Origin of the sequence: Paenibacillus sp. FSL R7-0652, assembly GCF_038595045.1 — a bacterium.
In the GTDB taxonomy this organism is placed as follows: domain Bacteria; phylum Bacillota; class Bacilli; order Paenibacillales; family Paenibacillaceae; genus Paenibacillus.
On sequence record NZ_CP152001.1, the window covers coordinates 1,346,729 to 1,371,203 of the forward strand.

Consider the following 24,475-nt stretch of genomic DNA (forward strand, 5'->3'; position numbering starts at 1 on the left):
GCTAAGTGCGGAGAAGCAAAGTGCAAAACAGCATGCCACAGCACAAATGCTGAGAACGAGCCGTGCATTAGCCGAGATGCGTAAGCTTACCGTATACGGAATTGAACAAATACACCTTGCATTTTTGCTGTGAACTTAACAGAGGCAAGGTGTTTTTACGTTTAGTATTTGCTGCGGTTCACATTGCCGGAATTCCGTCGTGATAGAACAATCGGAACAAAATATCCTGGTTATAGTTGCCAAATCCCTCGCCGTATAGTGTCATTCCGCCCACATGTCGGGCGTCCTCCTCCACAGAAAGGCGTAAAGTCCACTGATTACGCTCTACCGGAATGTCTGCGAGTGTAATGCTCGACAGATGCTGCCCGTCGATAAACGTTCCTTCGTTGGTTATACGCAGCACTTTGAGCATACCGTACTGATTGACAATATCGCTCCACCAGTCAGGCGTAAATATGCCGCGTCCATTGCCGGAGTCGCCTGGGCTGGTCCATTCGCCCAATCGAACGCCGTTCAGTGTGAACGTGATATCGGAAGGCCAGTTTGGATTTACGGATGGCGCTTCAGAGCCGATCTCCAGCGACAGTTCGATCGCGTCAATCTGCTGTCCAGTCAGCATATAGTTTGGAATTTTATACTCGACAAACCCGCGTCCAAACCACAGAATATGCGCGTGCATCCGGTCCGGGTCCAAAAAATAACGGGGGTCATCATACTGACCGATGACATGGTCTGATGTGGCTAAACCGCATGTAGGATACACGTCAAAATGTGTATAGTGACCGACAGGCACGGATACTTCGTGAAACTTGCGGGATACCCCGCTGTCCTGAGGCATGGAGATGCCGATCCAGTCGACGGCCAGGCTGTTCATTTTGTGCGTGCCCCCATCCTTGCGTACCATTTTGGACTGAATAATGCCTACATCCTGAAGTTTGCGGACATGCATAGTAACAATTGCACTGCTCAGACCGAGTGAAGCGGCAATGTCTTTCACATTCATCGGTTTATCCGCAACAAGGCGGATGATTTGCAGACGGACCTCGCTTGCAAGTGCCTCATATAAAGGAAGCCATTCGGCATCGGTATTTGCTCTGATCACAGGTGTTCCTCCAATTTCATTTATAGAATTAAGTTAAACATAAATTCAATGAAAAGAATAATATTTTTCGCATTTCGGGTTGAAATATGTGTTGTTATCGATTTTAATATAAATATGAACGTTGATCCATAGAATATCAATTAATTTTTATATTAATCTTAGGGGGATGAGATCATTCATGGAAAAAGCGAAAATGACGGTAGATAAAGATTTTACGATTGGCGAAGTAGATAAGCGTCTGTATGGGTCATTTATTGAGCATCTGGGACGTGCTGTATACGGTGGAATTTATGAGCCGGGTCATGCTTCAGCGAATGAGCAGGGTTTCCGCACAGACGTATTGGAGATGGTGAAGGAGCTGCAGGTACCGATTGTGCGTTATCCGGGCGGTAATTTTGTATCCGGTTACAATTGGGAGGACAGCGTCGGACCGGTGTCTGAGCGTAAACGCAGGCTGGAACTGGCATGGCGGACGGTTGAAACGAATGAATTCGGTTTTAATGAATTTGTAGATTGGGCCAAACAAGCGAACTCCGAAGTCATGATGGCGGTGAACCTGGGAACGCGCGGTGTCGATGCTGCGCGTAATATCGTAGAATACAGCAACCATCCGGAAGGCTCGTATTACAGTGATCTTCGGATCAAGCACGGATACAAGCAGCCGCATGGTGTGAAAACCTGGTGTCTGGGGAATGAGATGGACGGTCCTTGGCAGATCGGCCACAAAACAGCCGAGGAATATGGTCGCACAGCTGCGGAAGCAGCCAAAGTCATGAAATGGACAGATCCAACAATTGAACTCGTTGCCTGCGGAAGCTCGCATCTGGGCATGCCTTCCTTCCCGGACTGGGAAGCAACCGTGCTGGATCATACGTATGACCATGTAGAGTATCTGTCTCTGCACCAATATTACGGGAACCCGGATAATGATACGCCAACGTTCCTGGCACGCTCTTTGGAGATGGATCGTTTTATCGATACGGTGAAAGCGACTTGTGATTATATCAAAGCGAAGAAACGCAGCAAAAAAACAATGCATTTGTCCTTCGATGAGTGGAATGTCTGGTATCACTCCCACGACAATGACTCCAAAATGGACCCGTGGCAGATCGCTCCGCCGCAGCTCGAAGACATCTATAATCACGAGGATGCACTCTTGGTGGGCTGTATGCTGATCAGTATGCTGAAACATGCGGATCGGGTCAAAATGGCGTGTCTGGCGCAGCTCGTCAACGTTATTGCTCCAATCATGACGGAAACGGGCGGAGGATCATGGAGGCAGACGATCTTCTATCCATTTATGCACGCATCCGTTTATGGTCGTGGAACGGCATTGGTACCGTTGATTCAGTCACCGAAATACGACACAAAACAAATTACGGATGTTCCTTATTTGGAGGCTATTGCGGTGCATAACGAGGAGCAGGGTGAAGTCACCGTATTTGCGGTTAACCGTCACCTGCAGGAATCACTGCCGCTTGAAGTGGATCTGCGCAGCTTTGGCAAATGCACTCTGATTGAGCATATCGTTCTGGAAGCAGATGATTTGAAAGCAGTCAACACAGCTGCACAGCCGAATCGCGTCGTTCCGCACAATCGCGGCGGAGCTGCGGTATCCGATACGCTGATTAGCGCAAGTTTGGCGAAAGCATCATGGAACGTGATTCGTTTGAAAGTGCAATAAAGGGCTTCGAAAGAATTGGCAGCAGGGCAGTCTGCAGGCGATAGTAAATGAAAATCAGGTGTAAAATGAAGTCTCGGGTTTGAAGTGAACCAAGGCGAGTCAGACAAGGCTGAAGTACGGTGAAGCTGGAGTTCGGACAGTAGAGTCAGGCTGAAGGAAGACGAGCAGAAGGAAGACGAGCAGAAGGTAATCGAAATGAGAACAGAAGTGAGAACTGAGAATTGAACTGAAGTTAGAGCTGAGTGAGCTGAAGTAAGAATTAAGATGAACTGAACTGAACGGAATAAAATGAAACAAGAGTTGAAGTAAATAAAGAAATCTGGATGCGAATTTATCGTATTCAGATTTTTTTTCGTATCCGAGTGAAGCTCCGTACCCGAACGCAGCTGTACCTGAGCGAAGTTCCAGTCCCGAAGTATACGCGTAGTCATGCAAATGATGATCCAACGCAGCGCTAACGATCTCAGGAAACCTTATTTAGGCATTTAGCAGCACATTCAAATTGTAACGATTCCGAGAGACGTTATTTCGGTAATAAGGTCCGATTTCACAGGGAAATGGGGACATTTCGCCTAAATAGCGTCTCCTGAAATCGTTAGAATTGTAAAAAGGCATAGGTACCCCAAATAAGGTCATCTGAGATCGTTAACGTAACACCTAATAATAACTCGATGACTCGGTGCTCTCAGCCAGCCTCAGATGCCAGGATTTGTCCGCGACCTTTCCGGCGGGTCAGAGCAGCAGTGGTTTGTCGTGTTTTCAACTAGAGAACTTATTATAATATGTCACCATTCCGCTCAGTTAGCGGGCAGCGGCGTGAATTATATCTCGTGGCGAAACAGCACTTACTTTCTCATTACCAAATTATCTCGAGCTGCAAATGGCTTTTACTTCCTCACTACCCAATGATGCGAATAACATCTCCTCAAGCTCGTCCTTCAAACTCAAAACTTTCGCCATCCAGCGGAATGAGCACTTGACCTTTCAAGTCTTCGGCTGCCAGATAAGCCGCTAGGTCAGCACGTGTTGTCATGCAGTGGTTGATCGCATCCATATGAACAGCGATGAGATGAGCCGAAGGTGCAGCTCGTTTTACCGCAGCGACATCCGGACCGTCCATGGTGATGGGATCACCTTGTAAGAAGCGGGCACCGCCAGCATTAACGACAATGACCTCTGGATTGTACTGCTTAATAGCCGCAGCAGGCTCCTCGCACCAGATCGTATCTCCGGCAATGTAAGTAAGAGGTTCTCCATCTGCTTCAAGTACAAAGCCTGATACGCTGCCCATACGTTTGCCAATTTCCCCTGTGCCGTGCTGACCTGAAGTGCGAGCGAAACGCACCGAATGATGCTCATGCTTCGCATCCACAGGCGTCACGTTCGTGAATCCAGCTTTTATGAAAATAGGCTCGTCCCCTGGCTGGCACAACAATGGAATGTCCTTGCGCAGCTGGCTCGCGGCTGCCTCATCCCAATGGTCCGCATGGGTATGCGTCACAATCAACAGATCGGGATTCAGATAATCTGTTTCGGTTTCCGGGAGAGCAACCCTAGGGTTGCGAAGCTCATTTGGTGTATTTTGAAAAGCGGGCATGCTCTCGGCATCCATCAGCATCGGGTCGACCAGAATGTTCATGCCGCCATATTCGAGCCATAGTGTGGCATGGCGAATCAATTGGATTTTCATTTTGTTTGCACTCCTCTATGTTCTCTCTTAGTATTATCCTATATGTTATACAACCCGATTCACGTCGTACATAACACGTTGAATGCAATTCGGCCTGACTATTTTCAAGGTGAAAGGAATGCAGAACACCATGAACGAAACGATAGACGCCACAGATATACGCATTTTACGAAGTTTGATTCAGGATGCCAAGCGTTCGAACAAGGAGATCGGAGAGGAAGTGCATCTTACGGGGCAGGCGGTTGGGGCAAGAATTCGCAAGATGCAGGATCTGGGAGTCATTGAAGGGTATACGGTAAAATGGAACCCCGACCGCCTCGGCCTTGGCCTGCAGGCATTTGTCACGGTATTTCTGAACTCTGGCGACAGACATACCGCCTTTCGTGCGTTTGCGGCAGCCCGCGAGGACATCGTTGAAGTCCACCGGGTAAGTGGGGAGGGCTGCTACCTGATGCAGGTGCGGACCGGAACAACGGAGCAGCTTGGCGAACTCCTAGAGGCTCTGCTGCCTCTAGGCAATTACAGAGTAAACCTCTCCATCGGAGTGGAGAAGTCAAGGTACTAAGGGGATGGGCTGCCTGCATCAGGCCCTTGATGTTCCTGTAACGAATTTTGGAGAATAGACAAAGAGGCCTGCAGCTTTTTTTTTCCAAACAGATGGTCGGTATGAATATGAATTCTCGTGCCGTCCTTCAAATACAAGGCGTACATGGGGGAGGCGGACAACTGCCATTTGCTTCGGGCAGGGGCAGCAAGCTCAATTTTGCGAATCTGATTCCACGGAATATCGCGCTGGCCTGCGCGGAGGGAGTGTTTATCCCATGAGACAAGTACCGCTTCGCGCTGAATGGATCGGTTCAGGAACATAAAGAAAAACGGCCCTACCATCCACATGCCGAGTATGGCTGCCATCGGATAATAGATTTTTTCCACACTTTCGGTCTGCCCGGAAAAGATGACCCCTAACAGCAGAATACATAAAACGAGGAACAGGAGACAGAGTGCTGCTTTCCAGATGGCTGTGATGCGGCGATAGCGAATCTCCCCCTGCTGATGCTCGGATGTTCCAGACAACATAATCTTATCCTCCTTTCATTTCAAATCCATATGTAAAATGCCGCCTGCGCGAGCAGAGCGGCTTGCATGACGTGAGGCCTACCTTCATGTTTACGTGTTGAGGCGGCCTTTGGATGCGCAGAATCAGCATCAACCTATGGTTACGATGACTAATCGTATCATGTCCTGTTCACAAATCTTTCCTCGCTCAAAACGAACACGTAAGAAATCATCCTAACTTACTCGACTGCTGCCCGGCTTCCCTTGCATGCTGGTACAAATCCGCATAGATCCCTTGAGCCGCAACCAGTTCCTGATGTGATCCTTCCTCGACTACAGCACCGTGTTCCATGACCAGAATCCGGTCGGCATGCATGACTGTAGACAGGCGATGTGCAATCACAATCGTGGTTCTGCCTTGGGATACGGACTCCAGTGCATGCTGTACAAGTTGTTCGGTGTGTGAGTCCAGATTGGCGGTGGCTTCATCCAGAATGAGAATCCGCGGCTGAAATACAACGATTCGTGCAAACGAGATCAGCTGTCGTTCCCCGGCAGATAACCCGCTTCCCCGCTCGGACAGACGGGTATCATATCCTTGCGGCAAACGCTGAATCATTGTATCTGCGCCTACAAAACGGCAGGCTTCCATTGCCTGCTCACGCGTAATATCTTCTCTGAACATGGTCACGTTATCGATAATGGTGCCCGAGAACAGGAAAGGCTCCTGTTGAATCAGACCTACAATCCGGTGGAGTACAGCTTGCGGAATGTGGCGAATATCGGTGCCATCGATGTGAATGCTGCCCTGATTGACGTCATAGAACCGATTGAGCAGGGAGATCAATGTGCTTTTGCCCGCACCGGTTGTACCTACAATGCCCACCATCTCCCCGGGATACAGATGAAGATTCATATGTTGAATGATCGGCCGATCGGCCCGGTAACCAAAGGATACATCATTAAAATCAATCTGTCCCATCACTTGCTGTGGCTCTAGCGGAGAAGCTTCATCCGGGGACGGATCATGAACCTCAGGTCTGGTGTTCAAAATGTTCCAGATCCGATCCATTGAAACTGTAGTGGACTGAAAGGTGTTCCACTGCATCGTAATCTGGTTGATCGGCTGAAAAAACTGACGAATGTAGCTGATAAACGCATACAGCACCCCGACTTGCAAAGACTCGCCCAGCACGGCGCGACCACCGAGCCAAACCATCATCACGAGCGCTGCGTTACCGAGGACGTCAAACGTCCGGTTAAAAATCACATTGGAACGTGCCTGTGTGATGTTTGCCTCCAGATGCCGAGCATTCTGTTCTTTGAACCTTTTTTTCTGCTCTTCCTCCTGATGGAACGCTTGAATCAGGAACATACCCGACAGGTTTTCCGCCGTAAACGCGATAAGACGGGAGAGCCGTGTGCGTGCATTTTGATAGGCACTCCGCAGTCTGCGGCGAAACAGTGCGGCCACGACAGCGATGACCGGAAGAAGAATCAGCGAATAACTGGCGAGCATGGGATCAAGCTGAAACATGAAGAAGATAATGAGCACCAGCATCATCCCGTCCCGAATCAGGCTGAGCAGCACCTGCGTGAAGAAACTGCTGATCGTTTCCGTATCGCTGGACACATTGGTCACCAGACTGCCGATATGGAAGCGGTCGAAGAAGGACATGGACATTTTGGAGATATGTCTGAACAAATCCTTACGAATGCGGGAGACGATGCTCTGACCGACATGCTGGAGCAGGTTATTTTGAATATACGTAAAAATAAAACTGACCACAGCCAGCCCCAGAAAAACGGCTGCAAGCTGAACGAGGAACAAGGTGCTGGTTTGACCGACGGCCAGATGGTCATCGATGGCGATCTTCACCAGGTAAGGCTGCAGCAAATCGGCTGATATGCCGAGCAGGGAGCAGACAAAAATACCTGCAAAAGCCCAGCGATGCGGTTTGGCGTAGCCCATCATTTCTTTAAAGGAAGCACGTTTACTATGATGACTCTCGGCAGAGGATTCCAATTTCACGGCTGTACTGCCCGAATCGCTGCTGTTATTGTCCGAATGATCGGTACGACCAGCTTTATTGATCTTGTGTTTAGGATTTCCATCCCCATTAGACATGATGTAATCCCTCCTCCTGCAGACGATAGGTCGCCGCGTATAACCCTTTGGCAGCCATCAGCTCCGCATGTGTTCCCTGTTCCACAATCTGTCCTTCATCCAGCACAAGAATGTCATCCGCATGACGGACTGCACTAATACGGTGAGAGATGATCAAGGTGGTTTTGCCTTGGCTGATCTTACGCAGGCTGCGGAGAATCCCTGTTTCGGTAACGGCATCTACGGCACTCATGCTGTCATCCAGGATCAGCATCTGAGCCTGCTTAATTAACCCGCGAGCGAGACTCGTACGCTGCCGCTGTCCACCAGACAATGTAAGTCCGCGTTCTCCCAGCAGCGTATCGAAACGATCAGGGAAACGAACAATATTTTCATAGATCATCGCTTGTTTTGCACTGTCTTCTACGTCATCCATGGGTGCTTCACGGTTACTGAATGCAATATTATCCCGGATCGTGGTGCTGAATAAGAAACCGTCCTGAGGCACATAAGCGATCTGAGACCTGAGACTGTCCAGTGACAATTCCCGAATATCGGTGTTATTGATGAAAATGCTGCCTTCTGGCGGTTCATATGTACGGAGCAGCAGCTTGACCAGTGTGCTTTTGCCGGAACCCGTTTTACCGACAATGCCAACGGTGCGCCCCGCATGGATGTGGAGCTGAATGTTCTTTAGTGCGGGCGACGAGCTGCCTGGATAATGGAAGGTTAAATTTTGGATCGTAATCTGCTGCATATTTTGCAGCGTCTCCGCTTCAGGGACTTCCTGTACGTCAGGTTCTTCACGGAGAAGATCATTCACTCTTTCGAGCGAGGCTCCCGAGCGCTGCATAGTGTTAATGACATTGCCAATCTGCTGAAGCGGCCCCATGATGATGCGCAGATACAAGGTCAGGGCGACAAAGCTGCCCAGCGTAATGGAATTTTGCATCGTCAGAATACCGCCTACCAGCAGCGAAATGACAAGAGATACTGCACCGAGCAAAGGAAGTGTCGCCTGAAAAAGGGAAGATAGACGAACCAAGCGCAGCTGCTTGTGTTTGATATCATCAACGGTTGCGCCAAAACGTGAACGAGCGCCATCCTCGATGGCAAATGTTTTGATCACACGAATACCGCCGAGCTGTTCCTCGGCAGACTCTGTCATCGATGCCAGCGCCTCCTGCACATCACGGGAGCGCTTACGAATCCGCGGCCCGAAAAAGACAACCAGGAATGGAATGCCCAGCAGAGGCACAATACTGATCAGAATCAGTGTCAGCGGAATGCCGCTGAGCAGCATCATGACAACGCAGGACATTAACAGAAAAACGGCATTGGTCATCATCGTAACCCCGTTGGAAATTGCTTCACGGACGGAAGTGACATCGTTCATAAAATAACTAAGCAGCTTGCCGTTACCCTGTTTGGAAAAATAGTGCTCACTAAGCTCGGAAAACTTGCGGAATATCCGCTCGCGTGTCATAAATTCAAACTTCCGGCCCAGCTTCATAATCATAAATTGGCCGGTACCAAACAGCAGGTTGTATGCAATGGCAATGGCGAGAAGCGATAAGCTGTAACGAATCACCGTCTGCATCTGGAGTGTGTTTTGCATTAATTGATCCGTAAAGCTGCCCAGTATACGAGGCAGCGAGGCCTGACCGACATTGGATGCAATGATCAAAAGAACGGCCAGCAGATAGATGGGCCAGTTGGACAACACATAACCGCGCAGCAAACCTTTTTGGGACATAGGTGTGGGTTCTCCTTTTTTAGGTTAGAGCTTCGGAACGCCCTGAGATCATAGTTGGGCAAAATAAGTCAAGAAAAGGGCAGACACCTCATGTTAGCGTGTCATGCCCCCTTACTTTATGCGAACTTGATTGGTATTTATCCGTCTGCTGATAAATGGATCTATTTATATTTTCGCGCTAATGCGAGCTGTTGTCAATGAACCTGCTCATCCTTGAAGTATGGAGTTATTTTTCAACGGTGCTGCTTCTAACGGACCGAAAGAGTCGGGTCCCCAAACGTTGAGACGGAGAGGTATGAAGTAATCATGATGTGAGACATAGAGCTGTGATGAACTAGTTTCAGCAGATCTGTCAGCTCATGTGGATAGCAGGTACGTTAAGGGAATACTCCGAAATATGAATGATGATCTAAAGATGTAATAACGGCTGCATACAGTCTAGATGCGGTTATTGCAGGTGATATGACAAATCCAGATACGTTATCCATCCATGGCAATTCATATGCATGGTTATGAAATTGTATTCACCAAATGCGAAATGAACTGAAACATTTTGCGAGGGTATCCCGTCTGTAGGGATGAAAAGATGAAAAACAGGTTTTCCTAATTATATGGAGGTGCCAGGAAATGAAACATAAAAAAGGGTTGGCCGCAGCACTTGCACTTTGCGTTTCTCTGACAGCGGGAGGTGCTTCGGTATTTGCATTTTCCGACATTAAAGACGAAGGACAGAAAACGGTTGTCGATTCATTGAAATCAAAAGGCATTGTGAACGGAGTAACGGCAGATTTGTTCCGACCTGATATGACTTTGTCCGAGCCGCAGGGGATTCAATTCATTGTTAACGCATTTGGATTGAAAAATGCATATGCGGAAGCTTCTGCTCAGAATAAAATCAGTCCGAACACCTGGTATGCAGATGCTGTGCAGGCAGCCGCTCAGAATGGTCTGTCTATTCCGGTAGAAGTGAATCCTCAAGGCAAGATGACACGTGAGCAATTTGTTATTTTGCTGCATGAGGGGATTAATACGACCGGGAATTATCCGGTGATCATGAAATATAATGAAGTGAAGGATGAAAAAAAACTAAGTAAGGACGCTATATCTGCCGTCCAGAATCTGCTGAATATGAACATCATTGAACTGGACAAGGACGGGAATTTCCGCCCAGATCAGTCACTTACCCGTATGGAGGCAGCAAGTATGATTTTCAATGCGCTTGAATTTGTGGATCAGCACAGTGGCGGCGGTTCAACGGAACCAGCTCCGACGAATCCTGGTGAAGGACAGCAGGCTATCGTACCTGCCGTAACCATCAGCGAAGTGGATGACCAAACAAGTAAAGTGACCTTGACGGCCGAAATGCCGCATCCGGGGTATGGATTAAAAATTGATGACGTCAAATTGGAGAAGGATAAACATGCCGTTGTAAAATATTCAATCGTGCAGCCTGATCCGGACAAGATGTATCCCATGGTCATCACGAAAGTGACAGCAGAAGCCGAAATTCCAGCAGGTTACACGGCTGAAGCACAGCCTTCCGGCAAGTAAATGGATATGCGTAAGGCGGCAGTTCACTGCAGCAGCAGATTGGGTTGGGTAAAGTAAAACGAGTATGAGTACACCTGAAAACCACCTGAACTGAACGTAAATTCGAGATAAGTATATAGGCAGATACCTATCGTGGTATCTGCCTATTATCTTTCTTGGGTAAACGGTGAGGCAGGTGTTTTTTTGGTGCGAGATGGAGCGGATCTTCAGGCTGAAGATTGGAGAATGAGGTTTCTAATCCTGCAGCAATCTTCCATCATCATGCCATTTTCCGTACATTCGATTATCCCTTGTATGCATGATGAACTTGTCGAGCCGACTTTGAAAGAGAGCGGGCTGCTGCTTAACACTCTGGATTGTGTCGATACGCACGCGCTGATAGAGGTGAGGAAACCCCAAGAAGTAATCATACACTTGTCTGTCCGCCGTCAGCCTTTGCTTAATTTCGGCATCGACGACAAAAGCTTCCGGGGACAAATCCGGAAGAGTCTTTCTCCCCGCATCCTGCATAAGACCAAGCCTTTCCAGGCGGCGTGCACGTTCCTTGTTGAGTTCTGTCCAAGAGCTTCTGCGACTGCGGGGAGATAACCGCTGTAACAGCCGGCTATCCGAAGCTTTCTTTTTGACACCATAAATCCAGCCGAAGCATAACGCTTCTTCCACAGTATCCAGATATAAAATGGTGTCGACGCAGGGCTTCATACTGACGTAAACCCAGCAGCAGGGCTGTTCTGTTCCATGTTCCAGCAGCCACTGCCTTAGCTCGTCTCTTGAAGTAAACGGGAGTATGTTTTCAAGTGGGGCGAGTTTCAATTTATCCACGACCTTTCATGCTTCATCAGGCACTTCAAGTCTCGAAGGATCACACGGCAGCATTAGAGCTCTCATACCAAAATCTAGAGTAATCGTTCATAACGGAGGCATGCCCCAACTGACGCAGCATGGTGGATATATTTCCTCGGTGATAGGTTCCGTGGTTCACCAGATGAAGAATGACCTCTGCAAGACGGGTGTGGCGTGAGCCTGCAAAGGGGTTGTCAAGCAGAAGCGTTTGCTCTAAATCCGTCTGATGACCGAACCAAGCAAGATACTGATCGGATAGTTGTACATAACGGTCCGCGTATTCTTCCATTGTCGCATACGTTTCTCCGTTACGCGGCATGCAGATTTGTAAAGCTTCCGGCATGCTGGTTCCCGTCAGCACCAGATACCACATTTGATCTACAGCATACATGTGGCTGAGTGCATGGGCGAGGGTAGGAAAGGAACTGTTCACTTCCTGATGCAGTACAGCAGCCGGCAGCTCCTGAATACGCTGCATAATGGTCTGTGAAGCCCAAACATGATAATGATACATTTGTTCTGGATGATTCATGAACATCGTCTCCTTTGTATTGGCGAATGATGGGGTGGTTAGGTACCTCCCTTACTTCTGAGATGATTATAAAAAAAGAAGTATGACAACAGCGTGTCATACTTCTTCTTCATCTGTATCGAACATTTGTGTCGAACATTACATTCGACATTACATTTACTGGACATCACATTCTACCATTCATCGAGCTTTAATCGCGCATTACACTCCTTGAACATTAAAGGCCAAATCCATTACATGCCGCCTATCACTCATCATGTCTTTCGTAATGTTTGAGAGCATTTCGCAGCTGCGTCTCCAGAAGATTTCTCAGTTCTATAGGTTGAAGAACCTCTGCACCACTGCCTAGGCTGAGCAAAAATGACCATAACCATGAGGCTTTCAAAGGCTGAAGAACCTGAATACGCATCGTCATGCTTCCATCCTCATGAAATTGTTTATCTGCCTGCTGAAAGTGATCCAATGCCTCGGCGAGTGCTTCTGGATATACCCGAAAGACTACTTCTGACCTGTAATCCAGTGTGTCATGGGCGGAGGAAGGCAGCTTATCTGAGGGATTTGTATGGGGCTCAAAAGCACGGTTTGTCAGATGCACGTTCAGCATCCGCGACAGCCGGAATTCCCGAAAATCCTGCCGACTTCGGCAGTATCCATACACGTACCAGCTGCGGTATTTGAACTGCAGTCGAACGGGTTCAATGCTGCGGGTGGAACGTTCATTTTTGGCATTAATGTAATCAAACTGAACGACCTGAGAATTCATGATGCCTTCACGAAGATAGGGAAGAGCATCGGGTTCCGTCCTGCCCGTATCGAGGTCTACAGTCAAGCTTGGATTCTGATGCGCGTCACCAATCGTCTGCAGACGTTCAATCGTACCCTGAGCACGCGCATCGTTGAAAACGGTCGAGAGACTGGTAAGCACCGTAATCAGCGCATGTACATCATAAGAACCGAGCAGGCTTTTATCCATTTTGTATCCGTCCATGATGCCGTATCCGCCATTCATTCCCTGATGGGAAATGACCGGAAATCCGGCTGCACAGATGACATCAATATCCCGATAAATGGTTCTAGGCGAAACTTGATATTCCTCCGCAAGTGTAGACGCAGATAACACCTCATGATTGAGCAGCTTGTAGATAATTGAGACTAACCGTTCCAGTTTCAAAAGAATCCCACCCGTTATCACTTTTCCTACAGACTACAAGTATATCACAGCGATATCCTCATTCGTTTAACTTAAGATGGATATGGACGGTACCAAAGGCATAAAAAAAGAGTGCAGATTCGCACTCTTCTACAGATCAGGAGGATGCTCCCGGGGTAACTCTGTCAACCTAGTCCTCCTGCACATTATAAAGCACCCGTGCCAGCAGTCCCTGACCGTAGTTGCCGAAGTTTTTGCCGAAAATGGTCAGGCCGCGTTTGTTGACAGGCTCGTCGGTAACTGCTATGCGAAAGTGGATATCACTTTTGTAATCCAGCGCGATATCATCCAGCGTTACATCCGAAATCCGGCATCCGTCAATATAGCTGCCTTCCTTCGTAATGCGAATCAGCTTCAGCATGCCGTATTGATTCAGGTGCGGAGGCCACCAATCCGGATTAAACGTGCCGCGCGTATCGCCGAAATCTCCCGGACTCGTCCAGAGTCCGATTTTTTTGCCATTGATATAAAAGTAAATATCCGACGGATAGTTATCACAGAATCCAGGGGCTTCTGAACCCAGTTCCATAGACAGCTGAATCTCGCTAAAGGTCTGGTTGGGCTTGAGATAGTTGGGAATACGATATTCCAGATATCCTTCGGCCAGCCAGATCATCTCTGCATCGATCCGAAGCGGATCGGCAAAATAGCGGGGGTCATCGAACTCCCCGATAATGCTGTCTTTGGTAGCGATCCCGCACGTTGGTGCAGCCTGATAATCGCTGTAATGCCCAACCTGAATCTCCACCTCGTACCGGTTGTGAATCTCCTGTGAGCGCAGGTCAACCATTAATTTTTCCTCGTTAAGATAACAGATCTTCTGGATGCCGTGTTTGCCAACAGCGGTATTAATCTCGATTAATCCGCTCTCCTCCAGTTTTTTGATATGCATTGTGATTGCACCGTTACTAAGTCCGAGCTTGGTCGCGAGGTCATTGAGATTAAGACTTTGGTTTTTGGCCAGCAGTTCAATAATCTGAATGCGAATTTCGGAACTGAGTGCTTTGAAAATGTTCACACCTGACATCAGATCTTTAATATAAATCATAGGTGGATGTCCTTTCCCCGTTCTGAACAAAGCCTCATTACGCAGACTTTTGTACATGTGACTGTTTTATTTCATATAATTATAAATCATTATATGCTGGAAAGAAAGAGCGGAGAATCGAGAGTTATTCCCTATTAAACGTTGAAAAATCGAAACTAAGACTCACGTTTCATCTCAAATTAGCTCCAAATAAAACATTGAATTAATTCATATATATTTGAAATATACCATTGAATTGTCATGTAACCGCTTTTATAATCCTATTATACTTAAATTGATTTAATACTTCATGAACCAAAGAAACCATTTAATCAGGAGAGGTGGCGTTCCGGTATGAAGAAATTCAGTTTATGGAAGAGATGGGTGAAGAGTGCAGCGGGCTCAGAGGAATTAAGGAGTTCGAGGATTCCAGAAAAAAGGCGTTGGGCTTTACCGGTATTGTTGGTGTTGGTGCTGGTGCTTGCAGGACAGTCGAAGGCTTTGGCGGCGTTTTGGAACTTGTCGGGAGACATCGCTGTTCATGATCCAACCCTCATCAAAGAGGGGAATTCCTGGTACACCTTTTCCACAGGGCCTGGCATTCAGGTGTTGAAATCAGATAACGGAACGTCATGGTACCGTGTGCCGCAGATTTTTTTGAAAGAGCCATCGTGGTGGAACTCGGCTGTACCTGGACAGAAAGATCTGGATGTATGGGCACCGGACGTGCAGCGGTACAACGGTAAAGTGTGGCTCTATTATTCCATCTCCACCTTTGGCTCCAACAGATCTGCTATTGGCTTGGCATCCGCAAACAGCGTTGGCGCAGGGCAGTGGAAGGATGAGGGGCTTGTGCTGCAGTCCACAACATCGAATAATTACAACGCCATTGATCCGGAACTGGTCATTGACGCTTCAGGTAATCCATGGCTGGCCTTTGGATCGTTCTGGAGTGGTCTGAAGATTGTTAAGCTGGACAAAAACACGATGAAACCGACAGGCGGCATCTCCTCGATTGCAGCACGTCCCAATAACGGGGGCGCGATTGAAGCGCCAAGTATCGTGTACCGGAACGGATATTATTATCTGTTTGCTTCGATTGACTCCTGCTGTAAAGGCGTGAACAGTACCTACAAAATGGTCTACGGGCGCTCCGCCAGCATCACGGGACCTTATGTGGACAAAAATGGAGTTAATATGATGAATGGTGGCGGCACAGTGCTCGATGCAGGCAATGTGAGATGGAAAGGCCCGGGTGGGCAGGACGTGGTTAACGGCAATCTAATCGTACGCCATGCTTATGATGCGACTGATAATGGCAATCCGAAACTGCTCATTAATGATCTGCTGTGGGACGCAAACGGATGGCCGACATATTAGCATGTCATTTATTTTAAATAAATATAAAATGTTTTAATAAAGTATTGACTAAACGGATCTGGATTTGATAAATTTAACAACAGAAATGCTGATTCATCATATTGAATACGTTTACAAGTCCAGATCAGGAGGGGTTCATATGGTCAAGAGAAAGAGTTGGGTTACGTTTATGCTGCTAATGCTGGTTAGTGCGCTGGTGCTTGCAGGCTGTGGAGGGGGAAGTGGAAGTTCGAGCGGGGAGAAAGAGCTGACGTTTATGTTCCGGGGAGGTACGGACGAACAGAAAGCGTATCAGGCTGTTGTGAAAAAGTTTGAAGAAGAGCATCCCGGCGTCAAAGTTAAAATCATCGTAACCGCTGCAGATCAATACGCAACCAAACTGCGGGCAGCGATTACAGGCAACAGCATGCCTGACGTATTTTATTTCGCACCGGGGGATATGAAGGCATACGTTAACAGCAAGGTGCTGATGAACCTCACACCTTATATTGAGAAAAACAAGGATATCAATCTGGATAATATTTGGAAGTACGGTGTGGACTTGTATCGTTATGATGGTCAGATGGCAGGGCAGGGTGATCTTTACGGTATGCCTAAGGATGTCGGGCCGTTTGCATTGGGGTACAACAAGACACTGTTTGAAAAAGAAGGCATTCCACTCCCTGATCCGGACAAACCGTATACTTGGGAAGAGTTCATTAAGGTGAACCAGCAGGCTACCAAGGATACGAACGGGGACGGTAAACCGGATGTATTCGGCACAGGTTTTAACGTACAGTGGGCACTGCAAGCTTTTGTATGGAGCAACGGGGCAGACTGGCTGGACGAGAGCAAAACGAAAGTAACCATTGATGATCCGAAATTTGCGGAAGCGCTGCAATTTTTTGCGGACATGCAGAACAAATACAAAATCACACCTTCCATTGAGGAAGCACAAACGCTTGATACATATCAGCGCTGGATGAAGGGTGAGATGGCTTTCTTCCCTGTAGGTCCGTGGGACATGAGTACTTTTGAAAAGCTTCCATTCGATTATGACCTGCTGCCTTTCCCGGCTGGATCAACAGGCAAACCGGCAACATGGATCGGTTCCCTCGGAATCGGCGTATCCGCCAAAACAAAACATCCGGAAGAAGCCGCTGCACTGGTGAATTACCTCACGGCATCGAAGGAAGGCATGAAGCAGTTGGTAGACGCCAAGGTGCAGATTCCGAACCTGCTTGATATGGCGGACGAGTGGGCGAAAGACACCTCGACTAAACCGGCAAACAAACAGGAATTTATCGATATCGTGAAAGACTACGGACGTGCGCTGCCAGGTAACTACACATACAACGCAGAGTGGTATGACATGTTCTTCACTGACATTCAGCCAGTACTCGACGGCAAGATCACTGCCGCAGACTATGTGAAGCAGCAGCAGCCGAAGATGCAGAAGCTGCTGGACAAAGCGGTGGAGCAGGAGAAGAAATCCCAGAATAAATAGATAGACAAGGGATGCCAGCAGCCTGAACCGATGCTGCTGGCATTTGTTTGTTAGAGATGATATGAGATGAACTATTTTTTACACGTTGTAACGTAGAGGATAGAAAAAACTGGAAAAGTGGAGCTAAAAGCTTTCTGGAAGAAAGCTGCGTCGGAAGCATAAGCTTCGCCTTTATCACCGGTTTTTCCCCTTTGAAAAAGGGAATTCAAGAAATCTGGGGATAACAGCTGCTCTCCAGGTTATTCTGTCATCGGAGTGGACTGAACAAACGCTTGAGTTTAACTTTTATCGCCAGATTCCATACGAGCATGTGGCATGTATTGACCGGAACAGAGCAGAAGTCATGATTCGAAAAGGCCAATCGATGTATGCCACATGCTGATCTTAGAAACAGGGGTGAACACGTGAATACGAAATCGAGTTTGTATCGCAAAGAGATGATGTATGGATACTTGTTTATTTTGCCCCCCATTTTGGGGCTGCTGATCTTTGTATTGTTCCCGTTCCTCTATTCTCTCTATGGTTCCTTTACCGATTGGGACGGACTGGGGCAGATGAACTTTATCGGGCTTGCCAACTTTAAAGATTTGTTGACCGATGATCTTTTTTACAAGGCGATGTTTAATACGTTTTACCTGATGCTCGGCATTCCGATTGGTCTTTTGCTGGCGCTGCTGCTAGCAATGGGGCTAAATCGTAAAATTCCGGGTACAACCACTTTTCGTGTGATCTACTACATACCGGTTATCTCTTCCTTGGCAGCGGTATCCATTATGTGGAACTGGGCTTACAACGGAGACTATGGTCTGGTGAACCAGTTCCTCGACCTGTTTGGCATTAAAGGCCCCAACTGGCTGGCCAACAAAGATACGGTAAAACCTGCACTGATCATCATGACCGTCTGGAAAGGTCTCGGATATACGATGCTGTTATACCTGGCGGCACTGCAAAGTGTGTCCCGTACCTATTACGAAGCTGCCGAGCTGGATGGCGCGAACGGCTTTCAGATTTTCCGTAATATCACCTGGCCAATGGTGAAACCTGTAACGTTTTTCCTCGTGGTGACGAATATCATCGGGGGTTCGCAAATCTTCACCGAGATGAACATTATGACACCGACAGGCGGACCGGAATATGCATCGGCTTCGATTGTCTTTTATATCTGGCAGAAGGCCTTCAGCAACCTGCAGATGGGTTATGCTTCAGCGATGGCCATGATTCTGGGTATCTTCATCTTTGTGATTACGCTTGTGCAGTTCAAACTTAACGAAAGATCAGCCTACGACGGGGATTAATGGGCGAGGAAGGGAGTGGAACGGAAGATGTCTTATAGTCAAAGAAGGAAAGTAACAAACTCCATTATATTTATCGTTCTGTCCATCGGTGCGATTGCGATGATTGCGCCTTTGCTCTGGATGCTGTCCACCTCGCTCAAGGAGAAGCAGGATGTGTTCGCACTGCCGCCGGTCTGGATTCCGGAAGTGTTTCGGTTCGATAAATATAAAGAGATCTGGGAAGCGGGCCCGCTGCTCAGCGGGATCAAGAACAGTCTTATCGTAGCACTCAGTGTGACGGTGGTAGGTACGTTTACATCGAGTCTTGCAGCATTTGCTTTTGCCAAGTTAAGATTCCCACATAAAAACAAACTGTTTCTCGCCCTGCTGGCATCCATGATGATTCCGTATCCGACGGTCATGATTCCACAATTCATTATGTTCTCCAAGCTGGGCTGGGTGGACACCCTGCTGCCGCTCATTGTACCGGGACTGTTCGGGAATGTGATTATGATCTTTTTCCTGCGGCAGTATCTGCTCAGTGTGCCTGATGCGATCATTGAGGCAGCGAAGATCGACGGAAGCTCCTACTTCCGGTTGTATTCCAGCATCACGTTTCCGCTGATAAAACCTGCGGTGGCTGCACAGCTGATTCTCTGGTTTATGGGCATCTGGAATGATTATTTGGCACCGATCATTTATCTGAATTCACCTGAAAAGCAAACTTTGCAGCTGGTCATTGCCAACTTTAACGCGACCTATGCGATTCAAACGGATTATCCGCTCATTATGGCGGCGTCGATTGTAGCTCTGTTACCTGTTCTAATCATCTTCCTGATCTTCCAGAAGCAGATTATCGAGTCGGTTGCAATCTCGGGAGTCAAGGGGTGATGGGCATGAAAGGCTGGAAAGTATGGAAAAATCCGAAGCAGCGAGAAGGCTGGAAGGAAGCGAAAGGACGAAAAGAGCGAAAAGAAGAGTTGAATGAAATGAAAGAATGCAAAGAGCGGATCGAACCCAAGAAATGGAACATGGCGAGGAAGGGAGCTGCAGCATTGATGTTACTGATGCTTATAGGTACGGTAGGCTGTGCAGATGGCGGAGAAACGGCGAAACCCCCGGTCTTTCCGGAAGCCCCGCAGGAACAAAAAATGTATGATCTTTCGATTCTGGATGACGAGTCCAAGTGGACGGTCAACAACGCACATGATCCCGCGATTATCAAAACAGACCAAGGTTACTACGTCTATTCCACAGACGTGCGAGTAGCAGGGGAACCCAAACCGGGAGTTATGGTACGCAAATCTGATGATTTGATCAACTGGAAATGGGTGGGGCAGGCTCTGCCAGGCATCCCAAAGGAAGCACTTGATTGGACAGGAGCAGCGAACCTGTGGGCACCGGATATTATTAAAGCGGGAGATACGTACCGACTGTATTATTCGGCTTCGAGTTTTGGCAGCACGCAGTCCGCCATCGGGCTGCAGACCTCCAAGTCTCCCGAGGGGCCATGGAAAGATGAAGGACTGGTTGTGAAGACCGCTGGTCAGGAAAAGGACGGCCTGAATGCTATTGATGCCAATCCGGTGCTCGATGCCTTGGGCAACCCGTGGATGGTATATGGTTCCTTTTTCGACGGGATCTACATTGCACCGCTTGACCCGGATACGGGCAAGTTCAAGGAAGAGGGGTACGGTACCCGCATCGCCGCAAGAGATCGAGCAACCGAAGAGGGCGCAGTTGAGGGGCCTTACATTGTCTACAATCCTGAATTTCAAAAATATTACCTGTTCGTGTCTTATGATTCTCTGTTCGAAGACTATAACGTGCGGGTAGCTCGTGCCGACTCGATCACAGGGCCTTATACGGATATGAACGGCAATAAAATGTTGGATACGGAGCACCTGCCGCAGTATGAGATAGGCACCAAAATTCTGGGCGGATACCGCTTCACTGAGGGAGAGGGCTGGGTTGCTCCTGGACACAATTCCGTGCTCAAGGATGGCGACGATTATTATATCGTGCATCATGCGCGGGGCGAGACGGATAAAAACTGGCCGTATCTGCATGTACGCAAAATGCTGTGGACGAAAGACGGCTGGCCTGTCGTGTCGCCTGAACGTTACGCCGGAGAGGCTGCGCAGGACATTCCACAATCGATGATTGCCGGAGCGTGGGAAGGCATGGCCCTCGATCCGGCTGTGAACGGACAGGTGCAGGCCGTACCGTATACGCTGACGAGCAAAGGCAAAATTGAAAGCGAGAACGGTTCAGGCACCTGGACGTTTGATGGCAAACAAACGTTAACGCTGACGTGGAAGGAGAGCCCCGGGGGAGGCGCTTCCACGGAAGAGCTGAAGCTGCTCCCATCCTGGGATTGGGAGCGAAGCCAGCCTGCGCTGGTAGTGACTGGCCTGAATGACCGCGGCATCGCGGTCTGGGGCAAACAAATCAGCGGAGCCGAGAAATAGACCGCTGACCCCGGAGGGTGGTCAGCGAAGGGGCGCGTTGACCCGACAGAGCGGTCGACGCCCGAAGTGATCGAGCCAACCTAAAGGCTCGAAGCCCGATGTGTGTCAGCGAGCAAAAACATCGCGAGCAGCCATCGCAGAGGGGCACAAGCAGTGAGAGGGAGGAAGGAGCCGCGCGTGCGAGTTTGACATCCGATTTCCACCGCCAGGAGCGGTGAAGGAAGAAATCGGAGGGCAAGGAGAGCAGCAAGGCCCTACCGCCCGCGAACGCCCGCTGTGCTTGAAGCGGCATCGAGGCACAAGCAGTGAGAGGGAGGAAGGAGCCGCGCGTGCGAGTTTGACATCCGATTTCCACCGCCAGGAGCGGTGAAGGAAGAAATCGGAGGGCAAGGAGAGCAGCAAGGCCCTACCGCCCGCGAACGCCCGCTGTGCTTGAAGCGGCATAGAGGCACAAGCAGTGAGAGGGAGAAAGGAGCCGCGCGTGCGAGTTTGACATCCGATTTCCACCGCCAGGAGCGGTGAAGAAAGAAATCGGAAGGCAAGGAGAGCACCAAGGCCCTACCGCCCGCGAACGTCCGCTGTGCCCCTCCACCCCTGCTCTCCATTTTCGTAAGCGCACTAAGCACATCATAGATCCAAGCCATACACACATATATGAAAGGGGTTTATACCTATGACCAATTCAATTACATTCACCAATCCCATGCTGGAGCAGCGAGCTGATCCTTGGGTGTACCGTCATACGGACGGATACTATTACTTTTCAGCTTCCGTACCGGCTTTTGACCGGATTGAAATTCGGCGTGCAGCGACACTGGAGGCTTTGAGAGATGCTGAACCAGTAACTGCTTGGACTAAACGGGAGACAGGGCCAATGAGTGCCAACATTTGGGCACCGGAGATTCATTTTATCGATGGCAAATGGTACATTTACTACGCGGCGGCACATACAAGTGAGACCAATGACGGTTTGTTTGACCACCGTATGTATGTGCTGGAGAACGCCGCTGCTAACCCGCTTGAAGGAAAGTGGGAGGAAAAAGGCCAGATTCGCACGAAATGGGAGAGTTTTGCGCTGGATGCTACCACCTTTGAGCATAGAGGCACGCGTTATCTGGTCTGGGCCCAGAAAGACCCGAGCATTGACGGCAATTCAAATCTCTACATTTGTGAAATGGAAAATCCGTGGACACTGCGCGGTGAGCAGGTTATGATTGCAACCCCTGAATACGATTGGGAGATCATCGGTTTTAAAGTGAATGAAGGTGCCGCAGTGCTGCATCGCAATGGACGCCTGTTTATCAGTTATTCTGCGAGTGCAACGGATCATCATTACTGTATGGGACTGCTCACAGCGGATGAAAATGCCGATCTGCTTGATCCGGCGAGCTGGGTGAAGTCACCAGAGCCTGTATTTCAGACTAGTGAAGAGAACGGACAATACGGACCTGGACATAACAGCTTTACCGTTTCACCGGATGGTCAAACCGATATTTTGATCTATCATGCCCGTAACTACAAAGAGATTGAGGGAGACCCGCTGTACGATCCGAACCGCCATGCCCGTGCCCAAATCCTTCATTGGAAAGAAGATGGTACACCAGACTTTGGAACTCCTGTCCCCGATGGTCAAACCGTGGCAGAGGTGAGATAACGCTTTGTGAACGCATACGAAGAGCCTTTTATCAGCAGAGCATGCTGATGAAAGGCTCTTTTTGATAAGTGTGGTTCAAGAGAGAGCCAGGAATATATGGATCAGGAAGGTATGGAGAAAAAAGCTCAGATTACGAAAGCTAGATTCATGAAAGCTTGGATTAGGGAAGCAACCGAAAGCGGGGAGTAACGTATACAATTACATCGAAAGTGAACTCAAACCAACCGAAAAGCAGAACGATAGATGAATGCAGCACTACAACCCGCCCCATCCATTGGGCGACAGGGTATGAGTGTTAAGACGGTGCTGGGAGTGTACAATGTTGGGAACACATGATGACAACCTGTTAGGAGGATTAGATATGGAGTCACGCGAGACACTGGATCGGGAACTTGAACACATTTTAAAGTGGGAGAAAGAGCAGAAAGATTTGTTCATCTGGGATAAAATCGGACGTCTGCCGTTTGCTATGCTGGATAAGGTGATGCCGAAGGCGTTAAAGCAGAAGATTGGTGATGCCTTGAACGAAGTGGGGCAGTACCTGCAGACGGGCGGCAAGTTTCTTGTACAGAAGAAAAAAGTAGCCAAGCTTTTGCAAGAAGAGGCCGAGCGCTCAGGTTACAGTATGACAGATGATATCTATCGTTTGGAACAGGATGCAGAAACGGAGAAAACAGCCAAAATCTATAGTGTGGAAAAATTACCACTTGAGGTACTGGACCGTGTGGCGGATAACATTACCGAAAGTCGAAGCAAGTTTGCTGCGGCACAAGGGGCCGCGACAGGATTTGGCGGAATTGTTACGATCGCAGCTGACATTCCGCTCGTTATGGGACTCTCCCTAAAAGTGCTGCAGGAGATGGCACTGTGTTACGGTTATGATCCCGATGACCCGCTGGAGCGCGTCTTTATTGTGAAATGTCTGCAGTTCTCTTCTGCCGATATTGTAGGTAAAAAAGCGATTATTGAAGAGCTGGCGGACTACGATAACCCGGACAAGCAGATCGAGGTGATCTCGCAAATGCAGGGCTGGCGTGAAGTGTTTAATTCATACAGTGAGTCTTTTGGCTGGAAAAAGCTGTTCCAGCTGGTACCTGTTGCGGGCATGATTTTTGGTTCAGTCAGCAACAAAAATACGATCCAGGATGTGGCTGAAGCAGGAAGAATGATGTACAAAAAACGTCTGGTACTGCAGCGCCTGCAATAGAAGGTCAATCAGTGCTGCTTGAAGTAGGTTCCGCATCAGTCAGGTACGAAAAGTATAATGACATCCGCAAACGTTGAAAGAGGCTCCAGCCGATCTGTATGACACAGATACGGACAGGAGCCTCTTTGCAATGGTTACATTAGGGCGTGTCTTGAAACCTACTGAAGTACATCTTTATCGCCTTTTCGCCCCCTGCTTCGTCACTTTCCCATGACGTGCTTCTGCACGCCTGCGGAAAACTTCCTGGCTTGGAACGAAAATTCAGCAAAATCTGATTCCTTCAGCGTTTTTAGACACACCCTAGAATGATAGTCGAGTTTTTTAGGTTTTTCCTAAAAAATCTTATTCATATATTGGCTGATCCCGATGCGCTATCCTAGAAGAAAGCTTCCGGACAATCGGTATATCCAATACTGAGAAACTACGATGAGGAAAAGCCCTCCAA

Annotated in this window: 19 protein-coding genes; 10 read left to right on the forward strand and 9 right to left on the reverse strand. The window is 48.5% G+C overall.

Features of this window, described 5'->3' with window-relative positions; genetic code table 11:
- Window positions 1-178: 178 nt before the first annotated feature.
- Window positions 179-1,102 carry an ArsR family transcriptional regulator gene (locus MKY97_RS05910; protein ID WP_342554569.1) on the reverse strand — a complete coding sequence of 308 codons (924 nt, stop codon included), beginning with the start codon at window positions 1,100-1,102 and terminating at the stop codon, window positions 179-181.
- A gap of 178 nt (window positions 1,103-1,280) precedes the next feature.
- On the opposite strand from MKY97_RS05910, the gene MKY97_RS05915 reads away from it, so the two are divergent.
- The gene (locus MKY97_RS05915) at window positions 1,281-2,786 is read left to right on the forward strand and encodes an alpha-N-arabinofuranosidase (protein WP_342554570.1); all 1,506 of its coding nucleotides are present in this window, start codon (window positions 1,281-1,283) and stop codon (window positions 2,784-2,786) included.
- 925 nt (window positions 2,787-3,711) lie between these two features.
- Here the strand turns inward: MKY97_RS05915 and MKY97_RS05920 are convergent.
- A complete protein-coding gene (locus MKY97_RS05920; protein ID WP_342554571.1) occupies window positions 3,712-4,476 on the reverse strand; it encodes an MBL fold metallo-hydrolase in 765 nt (254 codons plus the stop codon).
- A gap of 130 nt (window positions 4,477-4,606) precedes the next feature.
- Between MKY97_RS05920 and MKY97_RS05925 the strand changes: the two genes are divergently transcribed.
- Window positions 4,607-5,041, forward strand: coding sequence for an Lrp/AsnC family transcriptional regulator (locus MKY97_RS05925; RefSeq protein ID WP_342556247.1), 435 nt, complete (start codon window positions 4,607-4,609; stop codon window positions 5,039-5,041).
- Here MKY97_RS05925 and MKY97_RS05930 read toward each other — a convergent pair.
- The 3 genes from MKY97_RS05930 to MKY97_RS05940 form a co-directional block, all read right to left on the reverse strand.
- On the reverse strand, window positions 5,038-5,553 hold the full coding sequence (locus MKY97_RS05930) for a hypothetical protein (RefSeq protein WP_342554572.1): 516 nt from the start codon (window positions 5,551-5,553) through the stop codon (window positions 5,038-5,040). The two genes, MKY97_RS05925 and MKY97_RS05930, sit on opposite strands and share 4 nt — an antisense overlap.
- A 208-nt stretch (window positions 5,554-5,761) precedes the next feature.
- On the reverse strand, window positions 5,762-7,507 hold the full coding sequence (locus MKY97_RS05935) for an ABC transporter ATP-binding protein (protein ID WP_342556248.1): 1,746 nt from the start codon (window positions 7,505-7,507) through the stop codon (window positions 5,762-5,764).
- Between the two features lie 145 nt (window positions 7,508-7,652).
- Window positions 7,653-9,395, reverse strand: a complete 1,743-nt coding sequence (locus tag MKY97_RS05940; RefSeq protein ID WP_342554573.1) for an ABC transporter ATP-binding protein — start codon at window positions 9,393-9,395, stop codon at window positions 7,653-7,655.
- Window positions 9,396-10,022: 627 nt separating this feature from the next.
- On the opposite strand from MKY97_RS05940, the gene MKY97_RS05945 reads away from it, so the two are divergent.
- The gene (locus MKY97_RS05945; RefSeq protein ID WP_342554574.1) at window positions 10,023-10,946 is read left to right on the forward strand and encodes an S-layer homology domain-containing protein; all 924 of its coding nucleotides are present in this window, start codon (window positions 10,023-10,025) and stop codon (window positions 10,944-10,946) included.
- A 234-nt stretch (window positions 10,947-11,180) separates the two neighbouring features.
- Here the strand turns inward: MKY97_RS05945 and MKY97_RS05950 are convergent, their stop codons facing one another.
- The 4 genes from MKY97_RS05950 to MKY97_RS05965 all read right to left on the reverse strand — a co-directional run bounded on the left by MKY97_RS05950 (window position 11,181) and on the right by MKY97_RS05965 (window position 14,579).
- A complete protein-coding gene (locus MKY97_RS05950) occupies window positions 11,181-11,768 on the reverse strand; it encodes a YdeI/OmpD-associated family protein (RefSeq protein ID WP_342554575.1) in 588 nt (195 codons plus the stop codon).
- A gap of 40 nt (window positions 11,769-11,808) precedes the next feature.
- Window positions 11,809-12,321 (reverse strand): DinB family protein, encoded by a 513-nt coding sequence (locus MKY97_RS05955; RefSeq protein WP_342554576.1) that lies wholly within the window; start codon window positions 12,319-12,321, stop codon window positions 11,809-11,811.
- Window positions 12,322-12,568: 247 nt separating this feature from the next.
- The gene (locus tag MKY97_RS05960) at window positions 12,569-13,492 is read right to left on the reverse strand and encodes a YafY family protein (protein WP_342554577.1); all 924 of its coding nucleotides are present in this window, start codon (window positions 13,490-13,492) and stop codon (window positions 12,569-12,571) included.
- Window positions 13,493-13,661: 169 nt separating this feature from the next.
- Window positions 13,662-14,579 (reverse strand): winged helix-turn-helix transcriptional regulator, encoded by a 918-nt coding sequence (locus MKY97_RS05965; RefSeq protein ID WP_342554578.1) that lies wholly within the window; start codon window positions 14,577-14,579, stop codon window positions 13,662-13,664.
- Window positions 14,580-14,912: 333 nt separating this feature from the next.
- On the opposite strand from MKY97_RS05965, the gene MKY97_RS05970 reads away from it, so the two are divergent.
- From MKY97_RS05970 to MKY97_RS06000, 7 genes are all read left to right on the forward strand, one after another.
- Window positions 14,913-15,938, forward strand: coding sequence for a glycoside hydrolase family 43 protein (locus MKY97_RS05970; RefSeq protein ID WP_342554579.1), 1,026 nt, complete (start codon window positions 14,913-14,915; stop codon window positions 15,936-15,938).
- A 139-nt stretch (window positions 15,939-16,077) separates the two neighbouring features.
- Window positions 16,078-17,424: a sugar ABC transporter substrate-binding protein gene (locus tag MKY97_RS05975; RefSeq protein WP_342554580.1), complete on the forward strand. Its 1,347-nt coding sequence runs from the start codon at window positions 16,078-16,080 to the stop codon at window positions 17,422-17,424.
- A gap of 404 nt (window positions 17,425-17,828) precedes the next feature.
- On the forward strand, window positions 17,829-18,719 hold the full coding sequence (locus MKY97_RS05980; protein ID WP_342554581.1) for a sugar ABC transporter permease: 891 nt from the start codon (window positions 17,829-17,831) through the stop codon (window positions 18,717-18,719).
- A 27-nt stretch (window positions 18,720-18,746) separates the two neighbouring features.
- Window positions 18,747-19,589, forward strand: a complete 843-nt coding sequence (locus tag MKY97_RS05985; RefSeq protein ID WP_090918394.1) for a carbohydrate ABC transporter permease — start codon at window positions 18,747-18,749, stop codon at window positions 19,587-19,589.
- A gap of 164 nt (window positions 19,590-19,753) precedes the next feature.
- Window positions 19,754-21,169: an arabinan endo-1,5-alpha-L-arabinosidase gene (locus tag MKY97_RS05990; protein ID WP_342556249.1), complete on the forward strand. Its 1,416-nt coding sequence runs from the start codon at window positions 19,754-19,756 to the stop codon at window positions 21,167-21,169.
- 673 nt (window positions 21,170-21,842) lie between these two features.
- Window positions 21,843-22,823, forward strand: a complete 981-nt coding sequence (locus tag MKY97_RS05995) for a family 43 glycosylhydrolase (protein WP_342554582.1) — start codon at window positions 21,843-21,845, stop codon at window positions 22,821-22,823.
- A 361-nt stretch (window positions 22,824-23,184) separates the two neighbouring features.
- The gene (locus MKY97_RS06000) at window positions 23,185-24,030 is read left to right on the forward strand and encodes an EcsC family protein (RefSeq protein WP_342554583.1); all 846 of its coding nucleotides are present in this window, start codon (window positions 23,185-23,187) and stop codon (window positions 24,028-24,030) included.
- The last annotated feature ends 445 nt before the right edge of the window (window positions 24,031-24,475 follow it).

Coding starts and splice junctions, on each gene's coding strand:
- MKY97_RS05915 (WP_342554570.1), top strand. CDS start 1,281: ATGGAAAAAGCGAAAATGACGGTAGATAAAGATTTTACGATTGGCGAA.
- MKY97_RS05965 (WP_342554578.1), bottom strand. CDS start 14,579: ATGATTTATATTAAAGATCTGATGTCAGGTGTGAACATTTTCAAAGCA.
- MKY97_RS05955 (WP_342554576.1), bottom strand. CDS start 12,321: ATGAATCATCCAGAACAAATGTATCATTATCATGTTTGGGCTTCACAG.
- MKY97_RS05940 (WP_342554573.1), bottom strand. CDS start 9,395: ATGTCCCAAAAAGGTTTGCTGCGCGGTTATGTGTTGTCCAACTGGCCC.
- MKY97_RS05995 (WP_342554582.1), top strand. CDS start 21,843: ATGACCAATTCAATTACATTCACCAATCCCATGCTGGAGCAGCGAGCT.
- MKY97_RS05935 (WP_342556248.1), bottom strand. CDS start 7,507: ATGATGGGCTACGCCAAACCGCATCGCTGGGCTTTTGCAGGTATTTTT.
- MKY97_RS05985 (WP_090918394.1), top strand. CDS start 18,747: ATGTCTTATAGTCAAAGAAGGAAAGTAACAAACTCCATTATATTTATC.
- MKY97_RS05920 (WP_342554571.1), bottom strand. CDS start 4,476: ATGAAAATCCAATTGATTCGCCATGCCACACTATGGCTCGAATATGGC.
- MKY97_RS05925 (WP_342556247.1), top strand. CDS start 4,607: ATGAACGAAACGATAGACGCCACAGATATACGCATTTTACGAAGTTTG.
- MKY97_RS06000 (WP_342554583.1), top strand. CDS start 23,185: ATGGAGTCACGCGAGACACTGGATCGGGAACTTGAACACATTTTAAAG.
- MKY97_RS05975 (WP_342554580.1), top strand. CDS start 16,078: ATGGTCAAGAGAAAGAGTTGGGTTACGTTTATGCTGCTAATGCTGGTT.
- MKY97_RS05945 (WP_342554574.1), top strand. CDS start 10,023: ATGAAACATAAAAAAGGGTTGGCCGCAGCACTTGCACTTTGCGTTTCT.
- MKY97_RS05930 (WP_342554572.1), bottom strand. CDS start 5,553: ATGTTGTCTGGAACATCCGAGCATCAGCAGGGGGAGATTCGCTATCGC.
- MKY97_RS05970 (WP_342554579.1), top strand. CDS start 14,913: ATGAAGAAATTCAGTTTATGGAAGAGATGGGTGAAGAGTGCAGCGGGC.